Below are 22,595 nucleotides of genomic sequence, written 5' to 3'. Positions count from 1 at the left end.
CTCTCACTTTGCAACTTTTAGGTTAGATTTGAAAAGTAGTGATTTCCTTACCTAGGGTAAACTGACGCTGGATGGCGTCACAAAAACACTCCTAAGCTTCCATAATGAACATCTGATTATGCAAAGATGCCTTTAAAACAGCCTGAGCAGTCGTTTCGACCGACAACGCCTCACGGGCGAGTCGAAGATGCTTTTCGACAGTTGCCGCTGTCAGGCCCATCAGCAGGGCTATGTCCTGCGTGGTTTTGCCGTCACCGACCCATTGCAACGCCTCACGCTGACGCTTTGTCAGGGCCCGGTTCGGAGGGTTGAAAGGCAAGGTCAGGATCTTCAGATGCGCAACGTTGTTCATCAAAAGAATGTCTTCGCCGTGCTCCTGCCAGATTGCGTCAATGTCTTCCTGGCTCATCCCTTCCTTGGCGGACAAGGAAATCGCCCCTTTGGAGCGCACCGAGACCGAGTTGAAGCTGATGGTGTAACCAGAAACAACACCCATGGACTTGTTGAACTCGAAAACCTCGCGCTCTTTATCGGTCATCGACCCGCGAGAGTGCATGTCCAGCAACATTCTCCAGCTGGCGGCGCCTTCATTGTCCAGCGCCCATTTCAACATGGGGGCGTGAAAATACAAACCGTCCTTGATGAAACCGTCCACATAGGCGCGGTTATGATTGGTCAGGATGACAAAATCCTCTGGATCGCCCAATGAGGTTGCCGTCCTGTATTGCGTATGGCCGTAGATTAAACGATCAAGCCCGTATTCCGCCATTTGTCGGCAATGCGCATCCCACAGGTCTTCCAGGGTTTTGGCATAGCTGACAAATCGCAGATATTCCCTGAGGGTCATGCCGTATCACCTGCTTTCAGATGGGCGGCCAGTGCGTCCAGTGCAAGAACATAACCTTGGGCGCCAAAGCCACAGATCTGCCCCAGAGCGACAGGCGCGATATAGGACTTGTGCCGGAATGCTTCCCTTGCATGGATGTTGGATAGGTGAACTTCGACAACCGGCAGTTCAACTGACGCGATGGCATCCATCAGCGCAACCGATGTGTGTGTGAACGCCCCCGCATTTATCACAAGGCCATCCTGCATACCGCGAGCGCCATGGATCGCATCAATTAACACACCCTCATGGTTGGATTGCAGATGCGAGACTTCAAGGCCAATGGACGTGCCATGGCGCTGGCACTCCTCCTCGATCATCTTCAGAGTGGTGCTGCCGTAAACCTCGGGCTGCCGTGTGCCAAGCAGGTTGAGGTTTGGGCCATTCAATACCAAAACGTTGTGCATGTCTTCACGATCCCCATGAATGGTACATAGACGCCTAAAGGTTGGGTTGTCTACCTGACTTTGCCGGATCGAGTACAGTCGAAAAACCGGTGTGGGAATCGGGCCGCCATTTTGTTCCCGGCCTCAATTTTCCTCCATGGTGACAACGATTTTTCCCAGAACGGATCGTTGCGACAATTGTTCAAGCGCCTCGTGCGCGCGGGCAAGCGGGAACCGGGCGCTAATCCGCGGTTTGATTTTCCCGGCTGTGTACAGATCGAACAGGTTCTTGATGTTGTCAGCATGGCCGATCGGGTCGCGGAATACTGACGCGCCCCAAAACACACCAACGATCTGACATCCTTTCAAAAGGGCCAGATTCAAGGGAATCCGCGGAATGCCCGCTGGGAAACCGACGACAAGGTAACGACCGTTCCAAGCCATGCTGCGCAGGGACGGTTCGGCCAGCGCACCCCCAACAGCGTCGTAGACGATGTCTACGCCGTCAGGCCCGGCAAGTTTCTTAACTTCGGCTGAGAAGGCTTTTTGCGCATCCTTGTCCATGTCGCGCGGGTAAATCACCACGTCATCGGCACCAATCTGGCTACAGAATTCGGCCTTTTCAGGTGATGAAACGGCTGCGATCACCCTGGCACCCATGGCTTTGCCCAGTTCAATGGCGGCTGACCCCACACCTCCGGCGGCACCCAGTACCAACAGGGTTTCACCGGGTTGAATCTCCGCCCGATCCTTCAACGCGTGGTAGGACGTGCCGTAGGTGAAAATGAAACAGGCGGCATCTTCATAGGGCATCGCATCAGGAATTCGGATTGCAGTGTCCGCCTTGAGTGTGACATGGGTCGAAAATCCACCATGCCCGGTTAGGGCCAAAACACGGTCGCCTGGCTTAAATCCATTGACGCCTTCGCCCACAGCCAGAACTTCACCCGCAATTTCACCGCCCGGAGCAAAGGGCCGTGGCGGCTTCATCTGGTACAGATCGCGGATAATCAACGTGTCCGGAAAATTCACGCCCGCTGCTTTCACACCGATCAAAAGCTGACCTTTGCCCGGTTTCGGGTCGGGTAGGGTCGTAAGCTCCAGGGTTTCGGGACCACCCGGTGCGACGCTGAGTAATGCTTGCATACCGCCTCTGATCTGCCTGTACTTTGTGTCGAGGAAGTTTTGGTGCAGCATGGTTTTTTGTCAACGCTACGGTCCAACGCCTGCCGCAACGGCAAGAGGAGCGCAATATGTATCACGATGAACTGGTGCCAAAGAAACTGAGGAGCACAAAATGACCCCCGACACCCTCTTTTCGCTTCACGGCAAAACCGCTTTGGTAACAGGTGGAGCGACAGGTATTGGCCGCATGGCAGCCGAGGCGCTGGTTCGTGCCGGCGCGCGCGTGCTCATTGCCTCAAGAAAAGGAGACGCCTGTGCCGAGGTCGCCGCAGAACTGAACGCGCTGGACGCGCCGGGCAGCGCCGAAGGCTTTGCCGGTGACATTGGCAGCGCAGCCGGTATAGGCAAGCTGGTCTCTGACATTCACGCGCGTACGGACAAACTGGACATCCTGATGAACAACTCGGGGGTGTCCTGGGGTGCCCCTTTGGGGCAGTTTCCCTACGATGCATGGGAAAAGGTCATGTCTGTCAACGTGACAGGGATATTCGAACTGACCCAGCGGCTTTTGCCAATGCTAATGAAATCAGGCACCGCCGAAGACCCGGCGCGCATTGTCAATGTGGGGTCAGTCATGGGTGAAGTCCCTATGGGCGATGGGGCCTACAGCTATTCGGCCTCAAAGGCTGCGGTTTTGCATCTGACCAGGGTCTTGGCCAAGGAACTTTCACCGTACCACATCACGGTGAACGCACTCGCTCCGGGACCGTTTGTGTCGCGCATGACGGCCTTTGCGACAGCCGATGAGGATACCAGAGAACGGGTTGGCAAGTCTGTACCTCTGGGTCGCGTCGGACGGGACGAGGATATCGCAGGCTGTATGTTGTTCCTGTGCGGTCGCGGCGGCAGCTATGTGACAGGCGCAGTGATCCCGGTTTCGGGTGGGATCAACGTTGTGACCGCCGGAAACATCTTTGCCGAGGCCCTGTGACGGGAAGACAGCCAATGAAAACCGAAACCAATCTGGATCTGGCGGCAGTAGATACGTATCTGAGCGCTCATCTTTCCGGCTACAACGGGCCATTGGAGGCGAGGAAATTTGACGTAGGGCAATCCAACCCGACGTTTGAGTTACGCACGCCGGAGAAAGCCTATGTGCTGCGCCGAAAACCCGCCGGAATATTGCTGAAATCGGCACATGCCGTTGATCGCGAATTTCGGGTTCAAAGCGCCCTTGCCGGAAGCGAGGTTCCAGTGCCCAAGATGTATCTGCTGTGTGAAGACGACAGCGTCATCGGCTCGGCCTTTTATGTGATGGAGCGTTTGCAGGGCAGGGTGTTTCCAGACCCAACCCTGCCCAAAGAAAGCAACGAGACTCGCGCCGCCATCATTGACGAGATGAACAGGGTTCTTGCCCAGCTGCATATGATGGATATCGATGCCGTTGGCCTGTCTGACTATGGGCCGGTTGGCAACTATTACGAGCGTCAGATCGCTCGCTGGACCAGGCAATACCGCGCGTCCGAAACCTCGGCCATTGCGGAAATGGATGCACTGGCCACTGCGCTCGAAACCTCGGTACCGGCCGATGACGGGCAGCGCACGCTGGTGCACGGGGATTACCGCATCGACAACCTGATGTTCGCGCCAAACCGGGCGGATTGTATCGGGGTGCTGGATTGGGAACTGTCAACGATCGGTCACCCTTATTCGGATCTTGCCGCAGTAATCATGCAATGGCAGTTGCCGCCGGGAAAACAGGGCCGGGGGCTGGCGGGTGTGGATCGAAATAGTCTGGGCCTGCCCAGCGATGAGGCATTCATTGCCCAATACTGCAAACGTCGAGGCCTGGATGGCATAGACAATTTCGGCTTTTATCTGGGCTTCAATTTCTTTCGTATGGCGGGCATTCTACAGGGTGTCTACAAACGCGCGCTGGATGGGAATGCGTCAGACCCCGACCGCGCAAAGGCTTTTGGCGCATATGTTCCTATATTCGCCCAGCACGGCCTGAAAGCTCTTGAGTCCACATTAGAGTGACGACCTATCAAGCTGTTTTTATGTCACTATCTTGCCTTGAAAGCTCAACTTCAAGGTTTGGCAGACTGTTCTTTCCAAAAAACAATTCGGCCCCGGTGAACATGCTGGGAACCCCAAACACGCCACGCCGAACCGACGATTTAGTTTTCTCTTTCAGTTTCAGTTTAACGTCGGGACTTGTCATGGCTTCGCGAATTTTGCGAACGGGCAAGTCGTTTTCGTTCAGAATATCCGTTAGGACACCGATCTCGTCCGCCTTCTGACCATGTACCCAAATAGCATCAAAAATCGCGTTTATATATTTGACTTCCCAAGGTTTTCCATTAGCAAAACACGCGCCTCGCATGGCAAGTTTGGTATTGATCGGAAAATGCGGGCTCATATGAAAGCTCAGCCCACGACGGCGGGCAAACCTATGCAGATCATGCGTCAAATAGGCCGTTTTCTGGCGGTTTTCGGAATATGCCTGAAACGGGCTTTGGTTATGCGTCGCTTTGAACACCGCAGGCAACAGGACAGGAACATAAGTAATGCTTACGTCATAGCGCTCGGCAAGATCGGGGAGCATTTTATGGGCGAGAAACGCGTTCGGGCTGCAAAAATCGTAAATAAAATCTATGGTCCGCGTCATAGGGTTCCTCCGTTTCGGTCCCTTGAAATCTTGTTCATTGAACTTCAGGCGAATCTGCGTCGAAATCAGTCTAACATTTCATTGTGAGGCACGCTGAGGAAGTCTGATCACGAATTTCTCTGCAACACGCAGCTTTTTGCTGTTATTTCAGGTCACAAGCTTAAACAGTCACTGCTTAACACCGAACGGAAATATCTAAATGTCCCACAGGCAATCCATGTTTGATCAAACCCGGCTGGATCGGCTTAGCCATTGGATGGAGAGCTATGTTGAGCAGCGCAAATATGCCGGATCATCCTTTTTGCTGCGCCACAAAGGGGACGAAGCCTTTTTTCATGCCAGTGGTGTCAGCAGTCTGGAGACTGGCCGGCCATTCCAACGCGACACGCTGGTGCGCATTTATTCCATGACCAAACCGGTCACATCAGTCGCGTTGATGACATTGGTCGAACGTGGACTAGTTCACCTGAACGCGCCTGTTTCTGAATTTCTACCTGAATTCAAAGATATGCACGCGCTGGTACCGGGGGCGGAGAGACTAGATCAGACCGAGGCTGCACCGTCTCCCACTCTGCATCAGTTACTGACGCATACCAGTGGGTTAAGCTATCCGTTCAACCCCGGGCTTTTACCCCATGCGATGGATGAACGGGACCTTATTTTCAAACCCAATCAGGGACTTCTGGAACACCTTGTGCGCGATCTGGCAGGGCTGCCACTGGCGTTCCAACCCGCTGCACGCTGGGAATACTCGGTCGGTATTGACGTGCTGGGTCGTGTGATCGAGGTGGTCTCGGGCCAGTCCTTGGAGCAGTTCTTTCGAAGCGAAATCCTTGAGCCACTCAACATGCGAGAAACAGGTTTTTCCATACCCGCTGGGGCAGGGGATCGTTTCGCATCGCTCTACACCCCATTGGCTGGCGACGCGATGGCGCTGAATTCCGCGGATCACGGCAGCGAAAGCCTGAGACTATTCGATTCCCACCTAGAATCCCCGTTCGAAAACACGACGACCTTTTCCGGCGGTGGCGGTCTGATCTCGACGATTGATGATTATGCAAAATTCGCGGACATGCTTCGAAACCGGGGGGCCGGGAACGGGTGCCGCATACTTGGTCCGAAAACAGTTGATTTCATGATGCGCAATCACCTTCCCGGCGACATTGCATCAATGGGTCCGCAGAGTTTTGCAGAGCAACCGATGGAAGGAATGGGCTTTGGGCTGGCCGGTGCGGTTGTTCTGAATCCCGGTCTGGTAAGGGTTCCCGGCTCTATCGGGGATTTCAGTTGGGGTGGAATGGCGTCGACCTATTTCTGGATTGACTGGCAGAATGACCTGACGGCGATTTTCTTTACCCAATTGTCCCCGTCAAGTTCGTACCCATCCCGTGCCGAACTCAAGGCGCTGGTCCATGCCGCCATGATTGAATGATTTCCTCTGTGCTGATACCCGGTGCCGGACGACACAACTTGCGAGCAGACGATGACCGAAGCGGAACGTATCTTACTGGATCTTCTGGATATTGAACGGCTTGAGGTCGATCTGTTTCGCGGGACGGGGTCGGGCGGTGAAACGCCAACACGCATATTTGGCGGGCAGGTCATTGCGCAAGCGCTGGCTGCGGCATATCGAACTGTAGAAGAACGGTTGTGTCATTCGCTGCACGCCTATTTCATTCGCCCGGGCGATCCTGAGAAACCCGTTATTTATCAAGTTGATCGAGCGCGAGACGGAGGTTCTTTCACAACCCGCCGCGTGGTTGCAATTCAGCATGGAAAACAAATCCTGAACATGTCGGCGTCCTTTCATGTCCGGGACGAAGGCTGGGACCATCAGCATCCGATGCCCGTCGTGAACGCACCAAAAACGTACCCGTCCCGATCTGAATTGCGTAAAACATACGTTGAACGTGTTCCCGAAAGGTTGAGGGGCGAATTGCTGCGCGAACGCCCGATCGAGGTCCGGGAAGTCGATCATCTGGACCCATTCACACCGAAAGTCTCTGATGATCGAAACCAGACCTGGTTTCGTATGCCCGCTGCCGCTTCGGTCAATGCCAGAACGCAGCACTTACTGCTGGCTTATGCGTCTGACATGAACCTGATGTCCTCTGGATTGCGGCCTCACGGTCTGAGCTGGTTTAGCGGAGAGTTCAACGGCGCAAGTCTGGACCACGCGCTATGGTTTCACGCGCCGGTGAATTTTCAGAACTGGCATCTGTACGTGATGGATTCGCCGTGGACGGGGCAGGGACGCAGCTTTAACCGTGGATCGATCTATTCCGAGGACGGTTCACTTGTTGCATCTGTTGCACAGGAAGGATTGATGCGCAGAGTTCGCGCGCAACCTTAAGTGTTGTCTATAAATCTCTGATTTAACTTCTGCATTCCACTTAGCCACCGGTCATAGTCAGCCGCCTTGAACTTCAAATAGTCAGCGACTTGTGGATGAGGTAGAACTAAAAATTGTTGATTTCTAATAGCTTGTACGCAGGAGTCAGCCACATCGCTGGGCTCGAGCATTCCATCAATCGAAGCTACTGAGATTTCATGTCCTTCAGTCATTCTTGAACGCACAGCCTGCGGACACAGGACCGAGACTTTCAATCCTTCAGCGCCATATGTCAGCGAAAGCCATTCGGCAAATCCTACAGCGGCGTGTTTAGTAACCCCATACGGGGCTGCACCAGGTTGGTTCAGCAAACCTGCCGCAGACGCAGTTATCATAATATATCCGCCGCCGCGACGAACCATGCGTGGAACCAGATGGCGGGCAGTCCAAACATGGGACATTACATTGATCTTCCAGATCCGATCCCAATCTTCGTCCGCAACATCGAGACCACCAAGCGTCAGAATTCCGGCATTTGCGCAAAACAGGTCAATTGGACCGACAGTTTCTTCTACAAAATCAATGAGATTCTTGATCTGCGCTTCGCTGGAAACGTCGCAGGGATACGCCTGACCACCGGTTTGTTCCGCAACCAATTTAGCACCAGCGATATCGACATCCGAGCAAACAACACGTGCTCCTTCATGGGAAAACCGTTCTGCAAGACCACGACCAATGCCTTGGGCAGCGCCGGTGATAACGACAGTTTTGTTCTCAAGCTCCATGCGTATTCCGGGCAGGTTCGTTACAGTGTTTTCAAAGTGTTGGCTTGCGTTCCGTATTACAAGTCCTGCTATTTTACCATAATACCAATTATACGTTATTTGACACGGCGGAGAATTACTCAGATACAACCGCAATCAGTGATCAAACAAATTCGACCAAAACAAGTCTGATGCGTGTTATCCCAATGCGTAACCAGCACCGCGGACTGTGCGAACAGGATCAACCCCGCCATGTTGCGTCAAGGCTTTGCGCAAGCGTCCAATATGAACATCAACCGTACGTGTATCGACATAGATGTCGCGTCCCCAGACCCGATCCAGCAATTGTTCACGGCTCCAGACCCTGCCCGGCTTTTCCATGAACGTGCTGAGAAGCCGGAATTCGGTTGGGCCCAGTTTCAAGGGCTTGCTGTCGCGGCTGACCTTGTGGGTTTCCGAATCCAGAATGATGTCGTCATATTGCAGTCGCAAGCCAACAGTTGCCGGTCGAACGCGGCGCAGTTGTGTTCGAACACGCGCCATCAGTTCGACGATCGAATATGGCTTGACCACGTAATCGTCGGCACCGGTTTCAAGCCCGCGAACCTTGTCTACCTCTTCTGATCTGGCCGACAGCATGATTATCGGGATAGAACGTGTGTCCGGACGGCTTTTGAGTCGGCGGCAAACCTCAATCCCGCTAAGGTTGGGCATCATCCAGTCCAGAACGATGATATCCGGGCAGTCTTCGTCGACCAGCAACATAGCTTCGTCACCGTTGGCTGCTTTTGAGACGCGAAAACCCTCGGCTTCAAGGTTGTAGGCCAGCACCTCGCGTTGGGCCAGCTCATCCTCGACCACCAATACTGTCGGTTGATCTGCGGACATCTGAAGCGTCTCCTACGCTGTTTGCGACGTTATGTCGGCCTTGGGCCGAGCCTCGGTCGGGCGGTCGCCTGTGACCAGATACACCACCTGCTCGGCAATCGAGGTTACATGGTCGCCCATACGTTCGATGTTCTTGGCGATGAAATGCAGGTGCATACAGGCGGAAATATTGCGCGGATCCTCGGCCATGAAGGTCAGGAGCTCGCGGAACAGGCCGTTATACATCTGGTCGACCTCTTCATCGCGGTTGATGACGTCGGTGGCCAATTCCGCGTCGCGCTGAATATATGCGTCCAGCGCGTCGCGCAGCATACGTTCGACCTCGCGCGCCATGCGGCGCAAGGCAGCGGCGCTGCCGCTGATCTCGCCCGCATTGGCAAGAACGGTCGTACGCTTGGCGATGTTCTTCGCATAATCACCAATCCGCTCGAGGTTGCCGGATACCTTCAGGACCGAAAGAACCAAACGCAGGTCACTGGCCGTGGGCGCGCGCAAGGCAATCAGACGCGCGGTTTCCTCATCAATCAGATCTTCCAAGGCGTCGATGGCCTTGTCACCTTGCCGCACATCCTGGGCCAGCTCAACGTCACGGCTTTCTAGAGAGCGCGCCGCGCTCATGATAGCGGCCTCAACCAGACCGCCCATCTTCATGATATGCGCCTGGATTGTTTCGAGGTCGCGGTCAAAAGCAGATGCAATATGTTGTTCGCTCATTGTTTGATACCTGTGTTTAGCCGATACGACCTGTAATGTAGCTTTCCGTGCGCGGATCGACCGGGTTAGTAAAAATCTGCCCGGTTTCACCGAATTCGACCAGATTTCCCAGGTGGAAGAAGGCCGTTTTCTGGCTGACGCGCGCGGCCTGCTGCATCGAATGGGTGACGATCACAACCGAATATCGCGAACGCAATTCGTCGATCAACTCTTCGACCTGCGCGGTTGCAATCGGGTCCAGCGCCGAGCACGGCTCGTCCATCAACAGGACTTCCGGTTCGGTTGCCACGGCGCGCGCGATACACAGACGCTGCTGCTGCCCCCCTGAAAGGCCCGTGCCGGGCGCATCCAGACGGTCCTTGACCTCATCCCAGATCGCGCCTCGGCGCAGGGATTTCTCAACGATTTCATCCAGTTCCGCCTTGTTCTTCGCCAGTCCGTGGATGCGCGGACCGTAGGCCACGTTGTCGTAGATCGACTTGGGGAACGGGTTCGGTTTTTGAAACACCATGCCCACTTTGGCGCGCAACTGTACGGGGTCGACCCGCTTGTCATAAATGTCTTCACCGTCCAGAAGGATATCGCCTTCGACACGGCAGATATCGATGGTGTCGTTCATCCGGTTCAGACACCGCAGGAAGGTCGATTTTCCACAACCCGAAGGGCCGATAAAAGCCGTGACGGTCTTGTCTTCGATCTCAACACTCACGTCCTTGATGGCGTGGGTTTCACCGTAATAAACCTGAACCTTCTTCGCGTTGATCTTGATGTCTTTGGAGTCCACGGTTCTCTCCACTCGTGTCATGTCGTTCATTGTTGCCCCCAATTACCAGCGGCGTTCAAAGCGGCGGCGCAGGATGATAGCGATGATATTCATGGTCAGCAGGAACATCAAAAGGATGATGATGCCGCCCCAGGCCTTTTCGTAAAACCCGACATCAGCGCGTGCGGCCCAAGTGTAAATCTGGGCGGGCATTGCCGAGTTCGGCTCGGTAAAGCCGGCAAGGAACCCGTCGGGATATCCCCGCGCCACAAAGCCTACCATGCCGATCAGCAACAACGGTGCAGTTTCACCCAAGGCTTGTGCCAGACCGATGATGGTGCCGGTCAGAATGCCCGGCGCGGCCAAAGGCAGCACGTGGTGGAACACAGCCTGCATTTTCGAGGCCCCTACCCCCAACGCTGCATCACGGATCGACGGTGGAACCGCTTTCAGCGAGGCGCGGGTCGAGATGATGATCGTCGGCAATGTCATGAGGGTCAGAACCAGACCACCTACCAGCGGTGCCGATTGTGGCAGGTGCATGAACTGGATGAACACGGCCAGACCCAGAATACCGAACACAATCGACGGCACGGCTGCAAGGTTCGAGATGTTCACTTCAATCAGGTCGGTGAACCTGTTCTGCGGGGCGAACTCTTCAAGATAAATCGACGCAGCCACACCAATAGGCAGTGACAGGCCCAAAACCACCAGCATCATGAAAAACGACCCAATGACCGAGGCCCCGATGCCCGCACCGCCCGGGTTGTCAACGCCTGAATCCGCGCCGGTGATGAACGGCCAGTTGAAGGCCTGCTTGATGATGCCCGCCTGTTCCAGCGCATCAACCAGATCCAGATCGCTTAGCTGTAGAAAACGGCTGTCCTGCAAGGTGTCACGAGACACGCGGCCTTTGAAATACCCGTCGACCCGGCTAGAGGCGGCCAGATCAAACTTGACCGGATCACCCAGCTTGCCGGGGTTGTCGGCATAGTAAGTTCGGATTGTACCGCCGATTTTACCAAGAAGACGTTCGATGGCCGCTTCGTCGAAATCAACGCTGATCCCTTGGTCCTCCAGTTCCTTGCTCAGCTGAGCGATGAACAGGTTGGAATAGGCCTTGGTCTTGAACAACGTACTTTCCGCCTCGTCTCGCTGCGCAGCGGACAAGGTGAAATCCACGCTGACAACAGTGCGCTGAAAGGCCGGAATACCTTGCGACAGGATCGAGGCGAACAGAACGATTAGGAAGAACAGGCCCGTTGCAATAGCGACAATCCCGTATGCCCGAAATCGTTTCTCTGCATTTGCACGTTTTTTGGTATGTGCATCCCCTACAGTCAGCGAGACTGAGCGATGACCTGTTTCAGGGCTTTGCATGCTGGCGTCGGTCATTCGTATTGCTCCCGATACTTGCGCACGATGTAGAGGGCAAAGATGTTCAGCCCAAGCGTGAGGGTGAAAAGGGTCATGCCCAGTGCAAAGGCTACAAGCGCTTCGGGCGATGCGAAATCCGCGTCTCCGGTCAGCTGGCTCACGATTTTTGCGGTGACCGTCGTCATGGCTTCAAACGGGTTCAGGCTCAGCCGCGCTGCGGCCCCTGCCCCAAGGACCACGATCATTGTCTCACCTATGGCGCGCGATGCGGCCAGCAGGATCGCCCCCACGATACCCGGAAGCGCCGCTGGCAGAACAACCTGACGGATGGTTTCGGACTGCGTTGCACCCAATCCGTAAGAACCGTCGCGCAGAGCCTGCGGCACCGCGTTGATGATGTCATCCGACAACGAGGACACAAACGGGATCAGCATGATGCCCATGACCAACCCAGCGGTCATGACTGCCGTGCCAGCCTTCATCCAGCCAAGCCCGTCATCCCCGAACAGTCCAAGCAAAAGGGGACCAACGGTAAGCAGCGCAAAAAGGCCGTAAACGATGGTCGGGATACCTGCCAGTATCTCGAGCAGCGGTTTTGCTACGGCGCGGACACGGGGTGACGCGTATTCGCTGAGGTAAATCGCGGCGAACAGCCCGATCGGGACAGCCACCAGAAGGGCAACGAGCGAGATATAGAATGTCCCCCACAGCAGGGGAAGAATGCCAAGTTCAGACGACCCGCCGCGCCCCGAAAAACTGGGGGCCCAAGTCGTGCCGAAAAAGAAATCGGTAGCAGGGTAGAGTTTGAAGAATTCCCAAGTGTTGAAAACCAGGGACAGGACGATCCCGACAGTAGTCAGAATTGCGATGGACGCAGCTGCCAGCAACAGGATTCGCACGCCCTGCTCGACCACATTGCGCGCGCGGTATTCCGCGTGGGTTTGAAGCCAGCTGACCGCAGCACCGGCGAGTGCCGTCAGTATGACGGCGACTGTCATGATCGAATAGCCGGTCGCATTCATGATCCGATAGCTTTGCGCCGCGCGCAGCACAGGTTGCGTGATATCCGACGTCACCACCTGCCCGGCATCCTTCAGACGCTGGGTCATGTCGATCACATCCGCGCGCTCGTTGCGCGCCAGTTCCTCGGGTATCTGCCCGGCGGCAACTGCGTTATCCAAGCCGTACGCGGTGCGACGGACCTCGGCCATGACCAGATTGAGGGACGCGCCGTCTTCGATGGCGGAACTCGAGATCATTTCGGATACCTGAGAGTTCACGTAAAGCGGTTGTACCAGCAACCAGAGGATCATAAGGCCAAATGCGGGTACGATCGTCTTGAGAGCGACATTTGCTCCATAATACGACGGCAGCGAGTGCAAAGCTCGGATATCTCCTGTGGCGCTTTGCAGGGCGCGTGTGCGCCCCAACACGTAACCGACTGAAGCAATCGCAAGCACGATCAGAACGAGCCATACTATCGGCATGAAACCCCCATTTGGTCTTGGCCGGGAAAGCTGAAAAATGTGGGGGCGACATAAATGCCGCCCCCGGTATTTCGAACCAAAGGCGGGATTAGCTGCCCGAACCCATGGTTACTTCGTTGGCGATTGCATCCTGAGTTTTTGCCAGCTCAGGGTCCGCAACCAGACCATAGTTTGCCAGAGGACCCGAAGCGCCTGCGATTTCGTCGTGGGTAAAGAACTGGGCATATTCTTTCAGGCCGGGGATCACGCCAATATGGGCTTTCTTTACGTAGAAGAACAGCGGGCGCGAAACCGGATATTCACCGGTCGAGATGGTTTCGGTCGAAGGAGCGATACCCGACATGGTGGCCACTTTCAGCTTGTCGGTGTTGTTCTCGTAGAACGCCAGGCCGAAGATGCCGATGCCATTGGGGTTGGTGTCGATACGCGCCAGCGTTTCGGTGTAGTCACCATCGATGTCGACCGCCTTGCCGTCGGTACGTACAGCCAGACATGCATCTTCTGCGTCGTCTTCGCTCATGCCGCCAGCAATCATGGCTTCCATCGCGCCGGTCGCTTCACAACCGATCAGCAGAACTTTTTCTTCGAACACTTCACGGGTGCCGTGTTTTGTACCCGGAATAAAGCCCGCGATTTCTACATCAGGCAGTTCGGGGTTGAATTCAGCCCAGGTGGTGTAAGGGTTATCAACCACTTCACCGTCTTTCAGAACTTTTGCGCCCAAAGCGTTAAAGATGTCAGCAGGTTCAAAAGCGGTGAAGGCAGGACCGGTCTGCTGGCTTGCAAAAACGATGCCATCATAACCGATGCGGACTTCCATGATGTCCGTCACACCGTTTTCGGCGCAGGCTTTGATTTCTTTTTCACGGATCGCGCGCGATGCGTTTGCAATGTCGATGGTGTTTTCACCAACACCCTCACAGAAACGCTTCAGACCAGCTGACGAACCGCCCGATTCAACAACCGGGGTCGGGAAGTCGGTGTTCTCACCAAACAGTTCCGCGACGATCGAGGCATATGGAAGAACGGTCGACGAACCGGCAACCTGAACGTTGTCACGGGCAGCGGCGGTGGTTGCCGAGACGGCGGCGATTGCCAGCGCAGAAGCCGACAGTTTCACAAAGGACATTTCAGTCTCCTTGAAAAGGTATGATTGATCACCCCCATGATGATCCTGCGTGCACCCCTAGGGGCCGTGCGTAAGCCTTTTGTGACAAGTGTGTAACGCTTTTATGACAACTCTCGAATATCCTGAGATTTCGGGTCAAAAAATCGTAACGAGGAAGATTTCGTAGGGTGGTAATGCGGGAAGGGCTACCGTGGTAAGATGACCGTAAACACGGAACCTTTTCCCAACTCACTTTCCACGCGCAACCGTCCGCGGTGGCGATTGACGATGTGCTTGACGATGGCCAGCCCCAGCCCCGTTCCACCCAACTGGCGGGACCTGTGGTTGTCGGCGCGATAGAATCGCTCGGTCAGGCGTGGCAGGTGTACGGAATCAATTCCTGGCCCCTTGTCGATGACCTTCACCCGCACCCCTGGCCCACGCATCGCCGCGTCACGCTCTGATGACAGAACGCTGACTGTGACGCTACCACCGCTGGCACCGTATTTTATTCCGTTTTCGATCAGGTTGGTGAATACCTGCCGTAACTGATCGCTGTCTCCGGTAACGGAAAGCGGGCCGTCCTGTGCGTCAAGCGTCAGCGTCACGCCCGCCTCTTCCGCAAGGGGGCGCAAAGAGTTCATGGTGGATTGCAGCAGCCCTGTCAGCTCCAGCTGTTTATTTGGGCGAACTCTTTCTTCGCTTTCCACGCGGTTCAGTGACAAAAGATCGCCAACCAGCCGGTTCATCCTGTTGGCTTCATCGGCCATAATTTGCAGGAACCGGTCGCGCGCAGCCGGATCGTTACGTGCAGGGCCGCGCAAGGTTTCAATGAAGCCCATCAGCGCCGTCAAAGGCGTCCGCAATTCGTGACTGACATTGGCAACAAAGTCGCGGCGCATCTGACTTGCCTGCTCCAGATGCGTGACATCTTGAAAAGTGGACAGAACGGCCCCGCCCGACACGGCTCCGACCCCGTTCATATACCGGCATTGCACATCAAATGTTGTGTCCTGAGCGCCATCACTGGAAAGATGACGCGCCGTCTTGGTTTCCTTCGACTGAAGGCTTTGCTCAATCGCTTCAAGAACCAGTGGCTGCCGCAGGATGGTCGCAAAATGCCGCCCTACAATATTCTGCCCCAGAAGGGTTTTTGCATCCGTATTGGCGGCAATGATCCGTTCGGTCTGATCCACCATCAGCGCGGGCATAGGGATGGCCTGAACAAATCCATCAAGAAGGTTATCTGACATGCTTCAAACCCCGATCAATCCGCGCGTCTTACTGGACAGGTCTTAAGGTGTCCCGAAACCTGCGCATGTTTTCCTGATAGTGCAGCGCGCTTAGGGTAATCCGTTTTGCTGCGGCCTCGTCCAGTTGGCGCACCACTTTGCCCGGAGCCCCCATCACAAGGGAGTTATCCGGAATCTCCTTGCCTTCCGTGATCAAGGCCCCTGCCCCGATCAGGCAATTCCGTCCGATCCGGGCACCATTCAGAACAATCGCGCCCATTCCGATCAGAGTATTTTGTCCGATCGTACATCCGTGCAGCATCACTTTGTGTCCGATGGTGCAATTCGGACCAATCCACAAAGGATACCCGGCATCGATGTGCATGACGCAGTTTTCCTGAACGTTGCTACCTGCACCAACGCGGATTTCCTCGTGATCTGCGCGTATCGTGCAGCCGAACCAAACCGAGGCACCCTTTTCCAGCACAACCTTGCCGATCAGGTTGGCATCGGGCGCAACCCATGTGTCCTCGTGAATATCCGGCATGTGCTCGCCTAACGCGAAGATCGTCATGACAGCCCCTCGAATTCGTTTTGAAGTTTGCGCACGTGTTGTTGCAGATTTGGCTGTTGAATACGGCGCATCCGTTCGGCGCTGACGATGGTCTTGAGCTTCTTTTCGGTCGCCTCAAGATCGTCATTGATCAGGACATAATCGTAATAGCCCCAGTGGCTGATCTCATCCCAGCTTTTGAGCATCCGCCTTGCGATAACTTCATCGCTATCTTGTCCACGCGATTCCAGACGGCGGCGCAGTTCAGGGATCGATGGCGGCAGGATGAAGATCGACAACGCATGCTTACCCAGATCCGAGTTGCGGATCTGAACCTCGCCTTGCCAGTCCACGTCGAACAGCACGTCCTTACCCGCGTGGATCGAACTACGCACCGGATCAGCGGGTGAGCCATAGAAATTACCGAAGACATGCGCATGTTCCAACATCTGGCCATCGGCGACCTTCTGCTTGAACTCGTCTTCAGAAAGAAAATAGTAATCCCGCCCATGTTCTTCCCCCGGACGCGGGGCACGGGTTGTGGCCGAGACCGAAAACTCAAGGTCCTTGTCCCAGTCCATCAGCCGCTTTGCCAGGGTGGATTTGCCTGCCCCGGACGGGGAAGACAGGATGATTAAAAGGCCTCGGCGATCCACCATATCAGTCGTTCCCATCATTATTCTACGTTTTGCACTTGTTCGCGCATCTGATCGATCACCGCCTTCAGTTCCAGCCCGACAGCCGTCAGATCCGTACTCTGAGCCTTGGAACACAGCGTGTTGGTTTCGCGGTTGAACTCTTGCATCAGGAAATCAAGCTTGCGTCCGACAGCCCCTTCCTGCCCAAGCAACTCTCGCGCTGCGGCCACATGTGCAGACAGGCGGTCGATCTCTTCGGTAATGTCGGCTTTGACCGCGATCAAAGCCAGTTCCTGCGCGACGCGATCCGGGTCCGCGCCCTGCGCATTGTCCAGTACGTGCGCCAGATTGTCCCGAAGTGCCGCGGCCATCTTGTCCTTGCGTTGCACGGCCAGATCGGCTGCCTGCGCTGTCAGCGCCGCAACCTGATCCAGCTGAGTGTTCAGCACGGCCGCCAAAGCCTCGCCTTCGGCCCGGCGCATATTGACAAAAGCGGCCAACAGGTCGTTGAAATCTTCGGTCAGGCGCGCCACCAGCGGAGCGGGATCATCCGCATCTGCGGTTGCATCCAACATGCCTTTCAGTGCCAAAAGGTCCGAGGCGCGCGCCGGTTCCAGAGCGATGCCGCGCGCAGCTGCCATCTTGTGTGTTTGTTCCAACGCACTCAGAGCAGCGGCCATAGCGACCTCGTTCAATGCCAGTTCCGAGGCAGACTCCTCACGATTCAGACGCATTGAAAGGGTCACATTCCCACGGCTCAGGGATTTTGACAGCGTGGCCCGAAGGGCCACCTCAAGCCCGGTCAGCCATTCAGGGACACGCAGGCGCATATCAAGGCCTTTACCGTTGACACTGCGCAACTCCCACGTCCAGCTATGCGGTCCGTATTCACCCTTCCCCGAGGCAAACCCGGTCATGGATCTGATCATGACTGTCCTTTCCTGTGGCCTCACCCTTTTGGATGTTTGCCGCACCTAATGCGATTGACCGGTACAGAGCAAGAGTTGGCTGAGGCCGCATTTGTTTGGGGTAAGTTAACCATTCGTTAAAGAATTGCTCCAAAATTGAATAAACCCGAGTCAAACTACCCCTGGTAATGGCTTGCAGGCCACAAATGCTCCGGTTGTGTTGCATTTTATGAAAATGGCGGCCAATTGACGTAAGGGTGAAAAAATGAAAACCTTTTTCGGGACTGGTTCCGGGTCAGATTTTGGAAAGATCGTCGCAATGGATCGCTTTGACAGTGGGCGCAGCCTTACGCCGATCCGCCAGGCCGAAGCGTATTGGACTGCATTGCTGAGAGGTGACGGTGTTCCGATGCGGTCCCAGGTTGACCCGCGCGGGCTGGAAAACATACTCGAATATACTTTCATTCTTGAACGGATCGCCCCTGGACTGGCTCGGTTTCGCCTTGCCGGAAGTCACCTGAACGGGCTTGCGGGGATGGAGGTTCGTGGCATGCCTGTGACGTCCTTTTTTCAGCCCGATGACCGCGCCAGGATTAAGGATGTTCTGGAGCAGGTATTTGCAACACCCGCCGTTGCCGAACTGGGTCTGGATTCGAGCGGGATACTGGGGCGTACCCGGATGCAGGCCTGCATGATCCTTTTGCCGCTCAAAAGTGATCTGGGCGACGTCAGCCGGGTTCTGGGGGTCATGGTCGCGGAAGGAGCGATTGGTAAAACCCCACGCAGATTTTCGATTACGGATACGCGGATCAAATCGTTTTCGGAAATTCAGGCACCGGTTCCTGCTGCGCCTAAAACCGTTGACGGTTTTGCCGAAGACCAAACGGATTTCAAACGCGCGGCCAAACACCTTCGTCTGGTCGTGTCGCGCGATGACTGAACCAGTCTGAACACCCGGAACAAAAAACAGCGGACCGATGGCCCGCTGTTTTTCTTTCTTTTCGAACGCTTAACTTGCGGCGCGTTTTGACCCGTTGCGGCGCAGGTTGGTCAGTTCTTCCGCCACAAGGAACGCCAGTTCCAGCGACTGAGACGCGTTCAGGCGCGGGTCGCAAGCGGTGTGGTAGCGATCCGACAGATCCTCTTCGGTTACAGCACGCACACCACCGGTGCATTCGGTAACGTCGAGACCGGTCATCTCGAAATGGACACCGCCGGGGATCGTGCCCTCAGACTGATGCACGCCAAAGAAATCGTGTACCTCACGCAGGACAGAATCGAACGGACGGGTTTTGTAGCCCGTGGCCGACTTGATGGTGTTGCCGTGCATCGGGTCGCAGACCCAAGTGACCTTGGCGCCTTCTTCCTTCACGGCCTTGACCAGACGCGGAAGGTGTTCACCCGCCTTGCCCGCGCCAAAGCGCGCGATCAGAGTCAGGCGGCCCTCTTCATTTTCAGGGTTCAGCTTCGACATGAGAACCTTGAGGTCTTCTGCCGTCGTCGTCGGACCACATTTCAACCCAATCGGGTTCAGAACGCCACGACAGAACTCGACATGTGCACCATCAGGCTGTCGCGTACGGTCGCCGATCCAGATCATGTGACCAGACCCGGCCAGCCAGTTGCCCGAGGTCGAATCCAGACGGGTCAGCGCCTCTTCGTACTCCAGCAACAGACCTTCGTGACTGGTGTAGAATTCAACAGTCGAGAATTCGTGTGTCGTGTCTGCCGTGATACCGGCCGCTTCCATGAAGTCAATGGTGTCCTGAATGCGATCTGCCACCTCAGAGTACTTCTGAACATCCTGTTCGTCGGTAAAGCCCAGAGTCCACGAATGGACGCGGCTCATGTCGGCGAAGCCACCAGTTGAGAAGGCACGCAGCAGGTTCAACGTGGCCGCCGCCTGCGTGTAGGCCTGCAACATCTTTTCGGGATTCGGAATCCGCGCTTCGGGCGTGAACGCAAGTTCGTTGATGATGTCACCGCGGTAGCTGGGCAGCTCGACACCATCCACAACCTCGGTCGGGGCGCTGCGTGGCTTTGCAAATTGGCCGGCCATACGACCGACTTTAACCACCGGCACCTTGGCACCATAGGTAAGAACCATCGCCATTTGCAGCATCACCTTGAAGGTGTCACGGATCGCATCGGCGCTGAATTGTTCAAAGCTTTCAGCGCAATCCCCGCCTTGCAGAAGGAAGGCCTCGCCGCGACCGGCGGCACCAAGATGTTGCTTGAGGCGCCGCGCCTCACCGGCGAAGACTAGCGGGGGATACTGCGAAAGCTGGGCCTCGACCTTGGCCAATGCGGCCGCGTCGGTATAGTCTGGCATCTGAACCCGGGGCTTGTTGCGCCAGTTCGATTTTTGCCATTCGGTCATAGCTTTGATCTCCGCTGAAGTGTTCAGGTCGCCTCTATACAAAAAGCAATGAAGAGTGACCATATCCCATTTGCGCCTCTTGACGCCGCAAACAAGCTTTGATCATGGTGACTGCCAAATACGCTGCGGGATACCAGGTTTTCCTGCGCAGAATTAAGGACATTTTGTCATGCAAGTGCAACGCCAAGCAGTCACGGTCGAAAATGCTGGGGCCACGCCCCGCCATTTCGTTTTTGTCCTATTGGACAATTTTTCGCTGCTGTCTTTTGCGTCAGCGCTCGACAGTCTGCGCATCGCAAATCGCATGGCGGACAAACAGCTTTATACATGGACACTTTCCGGTGAAGGCGGAAACTCGATTTCATGTTCGGCCGGGACCGAATTCAAGCTGGACCGTGATCTTGAGGAGTTGCAGCGCGACGATGTCGTTCTGATTTGCGGAGGCGTTGACGTACAGGCAGCCACCACCAAACGCATTCTGAACTGGTTACGACGCGAGGCACGGCGCGGATTGCGCATCGGCGGTTTGTGCACGGCTGCTTATACCCTGGCCAAGGCCGGGTTACTGGACAACAAGCGGGCGACGATACATTGGGAAAACTCAGACAGTTTCATCGAAGAATTCGATGAGGTCGAGTTGACGAAAGCTGTCTTTCAGATTGATGGCGGTCGGATGACAACGGCTGGGGGGACCTCGTCTATCGATCTGATGCTCAAGTTGATTGCAGACGATTTTGGCGAAGACTTGGCAAATGCGGTGGCGGACCAGATGATTTATTCGTCAATCCGGACAGATCAGGATACGCAACGTCTGTCGACACCGACGCGGATTGGGGTCCGGCACCCCAAGCTGAGTCAGGTCATTCTCATGATGGAAAAGAACATCGAAGAGCCGATCTCTCCTTCGATTCTGGCCAAGGAAGTCGGTATGTCGACTCGCCAGCTTGAGCGTCTGTTCCGGCGCTATCTCAGCCGCTCGCCCAAGCGGTACTATATGGAACTTCGCTTGCACAAGGCGCGGAACCTGCTGATGCAAACGGATATGAGCGTCATCAACGTAGCCCTGGCATGCGGCTTTGCCTCGCCCAGCCATTTCTCGAAATGCTACCGCGCACATTACAACACCACGCCCTATCGCGAACGCGGAGCGCAGAGCGGGCGGCTATCGGTGTAAGGTCACTCCGCCGGAGCCATTCTGTAAACCGCTCCCTGCCCAACCGAGATAAACCAGATCGACCCGTCTGGCGCTTCGACGATATCGCGGACGCGCTCGGTTTCAGGGCTTCTGATCTGTTCGGCCTCGTGCATCGGCTGACCGTGAAGCCGTGCGATATAGTCAAATTTCAACGACCCTACGAAGATATCACCCTTCCATTGCGGCCATAGCTTGCCGGAATAAACCAGCAGACCGGATGGCGCTATGGAAGGATCCCAGTAGTAAACTGGCTGTTCCAGCCCTTCTTTAGCTGTACCGTCGCCGATTTTTTCACCCGAATAATGCGTGCCATATGAAATAACCGGCCAACCATAATTCCGCCCTGCACGGGGTTGGTTGATTTCATCGCCACCCCGCGCCCCGTGTTCCGAGATCCAAAGTCGGCCAAGCGCGTCCAAATCCGCGCCCTGCGGATTTCGATGGCCGTAAGACCATATTTCGGGTTCGATATTCGATTGCCCGACAAAGGTGTTATCCGCCGGAACTGTCCCATCGCGATTGATACGAATGACCGATCCCATGGGATTGGACCGATCCTGTGCATTCTCCGCCTGTCCCCGGTCGCCCAAGGTCACGAATAATGTCCCGTCCGGCTTTTCGACCACACGGCTGCCAAAATGGCGACCACCTTTACCACCTGGCGATGCCTCGAAAATTACTCGAAGGTTCTGAAGGTTTTTGCCAGTCTTGGACAGGCGCGCAACCGCAACAGCAGTTCCTGCACCGTCGCCTTGCGGTTTTGCAAAAGTCAGTAAGACCTCTCGACTTTGATTGAAATCGCGTGAGATCGTGACGTCCAACAATCCGCCTTGCCCCAAAGTCGCGACCTTTGGAACGCCTGAAACATCCTCCACTTGTCTATTTCGAACATACAGCAACCTTCCATCCCGTTCCGTGACGAGGAAGCTTTCATCGGGTAAAATGCCAATCGCCCATGGGGTCTCCAACCCGCCAACCATTTCTTCCAGTTGGACCATCCCGGCTGAAACCGACAGCGTCTGGGCCGCGGCACTCAAGGCGCACAGTGAGAAAGAGAGAATCATCGCCGTTCTGAGCATTCTGGTCCCTTTCGGTGACAATCAGGGGTGAGTCCCAACAAAACAGATAGAATTTCAAACGAAAAAAACACGTTTGCGTTAGGACTTTTCTTTTCCGAACAGCTTGCCT

General features: G+C 55.4%; 23 protein-coding genes. 6 read left to right on the top strand and 17 right to left on the bottom strand.

The genetic code is table 11. From position 1 onward, the window contains the following. Positions 1-91: 91 nt before the first annotated feature. The 3 genes from ACR0BF_RS11055 to ACR0BF_RS11045 form a co-directional block, all read right to left on the bottom strand. Positions 92-847 carry an autoinducer binding domain-containing protein gene (locus ACR0BF_RS11055; protein WP_480624907.1) on the bottom strand — a complete coding sequence of 252 codons (756 nt, stop codon included), beginning with the start codon at positions 845-847 and terminating at the stop codon, positions 92-94. Continuing rightward, on the bottom strand, positions 844-1,293 hold the full coding sequence (gene aroQ / locus ACR0BF_RS11050; RefSeq protein WP_480623029.1) for a type II 3-dehydroquinate dehydratase: 450 nt from the start codon (positions 1,291-1,293) through the stop codon (positions 844-846). The genes ACR0BF_RS11055 and aroQ overlap by 4 nt, the downstream gene beginning before the upstream one ends. Before the next feature lie 123 nt (positions 1,294-1,416). Next, complete coding sequence (locus ACR0BF_RS11045; RefSeq protein ID WP_480624906.1) at positions 1,417-2,418, bottom strand: NADPH:quinone oxidoreductase family protein; 1,002 nt, start codon at positions 2,416-2,418, stop codon at positions 1,417-1,419. A 151-nt stretch (positions 2,419-2,569) separates the two neighbouring features. Here ACR0BF_RS11045 and ACR0BF_RS11040 point away from each other — a divergent pair, with 151 nt between their 5' ends. Further along, a complete protein-coding gene (locus ACR0BF_RS11040; protein ID WP_480624905.1) occupies positions 2,570-3,388 on the top strand; it encodes an SDR family oxidoreductase in 819 nt (272 codons plus the stop codon). Positions 3,389-3,402: 14 nt separating this feature from the next. Beyond that, a complete protein-coding gene (locus ACR0BF_RS11035) occupies positions 3,403-4,437 on the top strand; it encodes a phosphotransferase family protein (RefSeq protein WP_480553499.1) in 1,035 nt (344 codons plus the stop codon). A gap of 7 nt (positions 4,438-4,444) precedes the next feature. Here the strand turns inward: ACR0BF_RS11035 and ACR0BF_RS11030 are convergent, their stop codons facing one another. Then, positions 4,445-5,068: a DsbA family protein gene (locus tag ACR0BF_RS11030; RefSeq protein ID WP_480472758.1), complete on the bottom strand. Its 624-nt coding sequence runs from the start codon at positions 5,066-5,068 to the stop codon at positions 4,445-4,447. Positions 5,069-5,285: 217 nt separating this feature from the next. Here ACR0BF_RS11030 and ACR0BF_RS11025 point away from each other — a divergent pair, with 217 nt between their 5' ends. Both ACR0BF_RS11025 and ACR0BF_RS11020 read left to right on the top strand, forming a co-directional pair. Next, entirely contained in the window at positions 5,286-6,500 is a 1,215-nt protein-coding gene (locus ACR0BF_RS11025; RefSeq protein ID WP_480624904.1) for a serine hydrolase domain-containing protein, read from the top strand. 51 nt (positions 6,501-6,551) lie between these two features. Further along, entirely contained in the window at positions 6,552-7,421 is an 870-nt protein-coding gene (locus ACR0BF_RS11020; RefSeq protein ID WP_480624903.1) for an acyl-CoA thioesterase, read from the top strand. On the opposite strand, the gene ACR0BF_RS11015 is transcribed toward ACR0BF_RS11020, so the two are convergent. From ACR0BF_RS11015 to ACR0BF_RS10965, 11 genes are all read right to left on the bottom strand, one after another. Next, positions 7,418-8,185, bottom strand: coding sequence for an SDR family oxidoreductase (locus ACR0BF_RS11015; protein ID WP_480624902.1), 768 nt, complete (start codon positions 8,183-8,185; stop codon positions 7,418-7,420). The two genes, ACR0BF_RS11020 and ACR0BF_RS11015, sit on opposite strands and share 4 nt — an antisense overlap. A 177-nt stretch (positions 8,186-8,362) precedes the next feature. Continuing rightward, positions 8,363-9,052 (bottom strand): phosphate regulon transcriptional regulator PhoB, encoded by a 690-nt coding sequence (gene phoB, locus ACR0BF_RS11010; RefSeq protein WP_480472764.1) that lies wholly within the window; start codon positions 9,050-9,052, stop codon positions 8,363-8,365. Positions 9,053-9,064: 12 nt separating this feature from the next. Continuing rightward, positions 9,065-9,766, bottom strand: coding sequence for a phosphate signaling complex protein PhoU (gene phoU / locus ACR0BF_RS11005; protein ID WP_480472766.1), 702 nt, complete (start codon positions 9,764-9,766; stop codon positions 9,065-9,067). A gap of 16 nt (positions 9,767-9,782) precedes the next feature. Continuing rightward, positions 9,783-10,580: a phosphate ABC transporter ATP-binding protein PstB gene (pstB, locus tag ACR0BF_RS11000; RefSeq protein ID WP_480624901.1), complete on the bottom strand. Its 798-nt coding sequence runs from the start codon at positions 10,578-10,580 to the stop codon at positions 9,783-9,785. A 12-nt stretch (positions 10,581-10,592) separates the two neighbouring features. Beyond that, positions 10,593-11,924 carry a phosphate ABC transporter permease PstA gene (pstA, locus tag ACR0BF_RS10995; protein WP_480472770.1) on the bottom strand — a complete coding sequence of 444 codons (1,332 nt, stop codon included), beginning with the start codon at positions 11,922-11,924 and terminating at the stop codon, positions 10,593-10,595. Further along, a complete protein-coding gene (gene pstC, locus ACR0BF_RS10990; protein ID WP_480624900.1) occupies positions 11,921-13,393 on the bottom strand; it encodes a phosphate ABC transporter permease subunit PstC in 1,473 nt (490 codons plus the stop codon). The genes pstA and pstC overlap by 4 nt, the downstream gene beginning before the upstream one ends. 88 nt (positions 13,394-13,481) lie before the next feature. After that, on the bottom strand, positions 13,482-14,522 hold the full coding sequence (locus tag ACR0BF_RS10985) for a substrate-binding domain-containing protein (RefSeq protein WP_209503925.1): 1,041 nt from the start codon (positions 14,520-14,522) through the stop codon (positions 13,482-13,484). 185 nt (positions 14,523-14,707) lie between these two features. Then, complete coding sequence (locus ACR0BF_RS10980) at positions 14,708-15,754, bottom strand: sensor histidine kinase (RefSeq protein WP_480624899.1); 1,047 nt, start codon at positions 15,752-15,754, stop codon at positions 14,708-14,710. A 28-nt stretch (positions 15,755-15,782) separates the two neighbouring features. Beyond that, a complete protein-coding gene (locus ACR0BF_RS10975; protein WP_480553511.1) occupies positions 15,783-16,307 on the bottom strand; it encodes a gamma carbonic anhydrase family protein in 525 nt (174 codons plus the stop codon). Further along, positions 16,304-16,945, bottom strand: coding sequence for a guanylate kinase (gene gmk / locus ACR0BF_RS10970; protein ID WP_480476737.1), 642 nt, complete (start codon positions 16,943-16,945; stop codon positions 16,304-16,306). The genes ACR0BF_RS10975 and gmk overlap by 4 nt, the downstream gene beginning before the upstream one ends. A gap of 17 nt (positions 16,946-16,962) precedes the next feature. Then, complete coding sequence (locus ACR0BF_RS10965; RefSeq protein WP_480472780.1) at positions 16,963-17,853, bottom strand: YicC/YloC family endoribonuclease; 891 nt, start codon at positions 17,851-17,853, stop codon at positions 16,963-16,965. Between the two features lie 244 nt (positions 17,854-18,097). Here ACR0BF_RS10965 and ACR0BF_RS10960 point away from each other — a divergent pair, with 244 nt between their 5' ends. Continuing rightward, positions 18,098-18,772 (top strand): PAS domain-containing protein, encoded by a 675-nt coding sequence (locus ACR0BF_RS10960; RefSeq protein WP_480553515.1) that lies wholly within the window; start codon positions 18,098-18,100, stop codon positions 18,770-18,772. A 69-nt stretch (positions 18,773-18,841) separates the two neighbouring features. Here ACR0BF_RS10960 and ACR0BF_RS10955 read toward each other — a convergent pair whose 3' ends face one another. Beyond that, positions 18,842-20,212 (bottom strand): class II 3-deoxy-7-phosphoheptulonate synthase, encoded by a 1,371-nt coding sequence (locus ACR0BF_RS10955; protein ID WP_480472784.1) that lies wholly within the window; start codon positions 20,210-20,212, stop codon positions 18,842-18,844. Positions 20,213-20,381: 169 nt separating this feature from the next. Here ACR0BF_RS10955 and ACR0BF_RS10950 point away from each other — a divergent pair, with 169 nt between their 5' ends. Then, the gene (locus tag ACR0BF_RS10950; protein WP_480472786.1) at positions 20,382-21,386 is read left to right on the top strand and encodes a GlxA family transcriptional regulator; all 1,005 of its coding nucleotides are present in this window, start codon (positions 20,382-20,384) and stop codon (positions 21,384-21,386) included. Between the two features lie 2 nt (positions 21,387-21,388). On the opposite strand, the gene ACR0BF_RS10945 is transcribed toward ACR0BF_RS10950, so the two are convergent. Then, positions 21,389-22,486, bottom strand: a complete 1,098-nt coding sequence (locus ACR0BF_RS10945) for a PQQ-dependent sugar dehydrogenase (RefSeq protein ID WP_480612221.1) — start codon at positions 22,484-22,486, stop codon at positions 21,389-21,391. Positions 22,487-22,595: the final 109 nt, after the last annotated feature.

It is taken from the genome of Ruegeria sp. AG7, from assembly GCF_056541545.1.
Note: the sequence above shows the minus strand (reverse complement) of the source record. Positions and strands in the feature narration are given on the sequence as shown.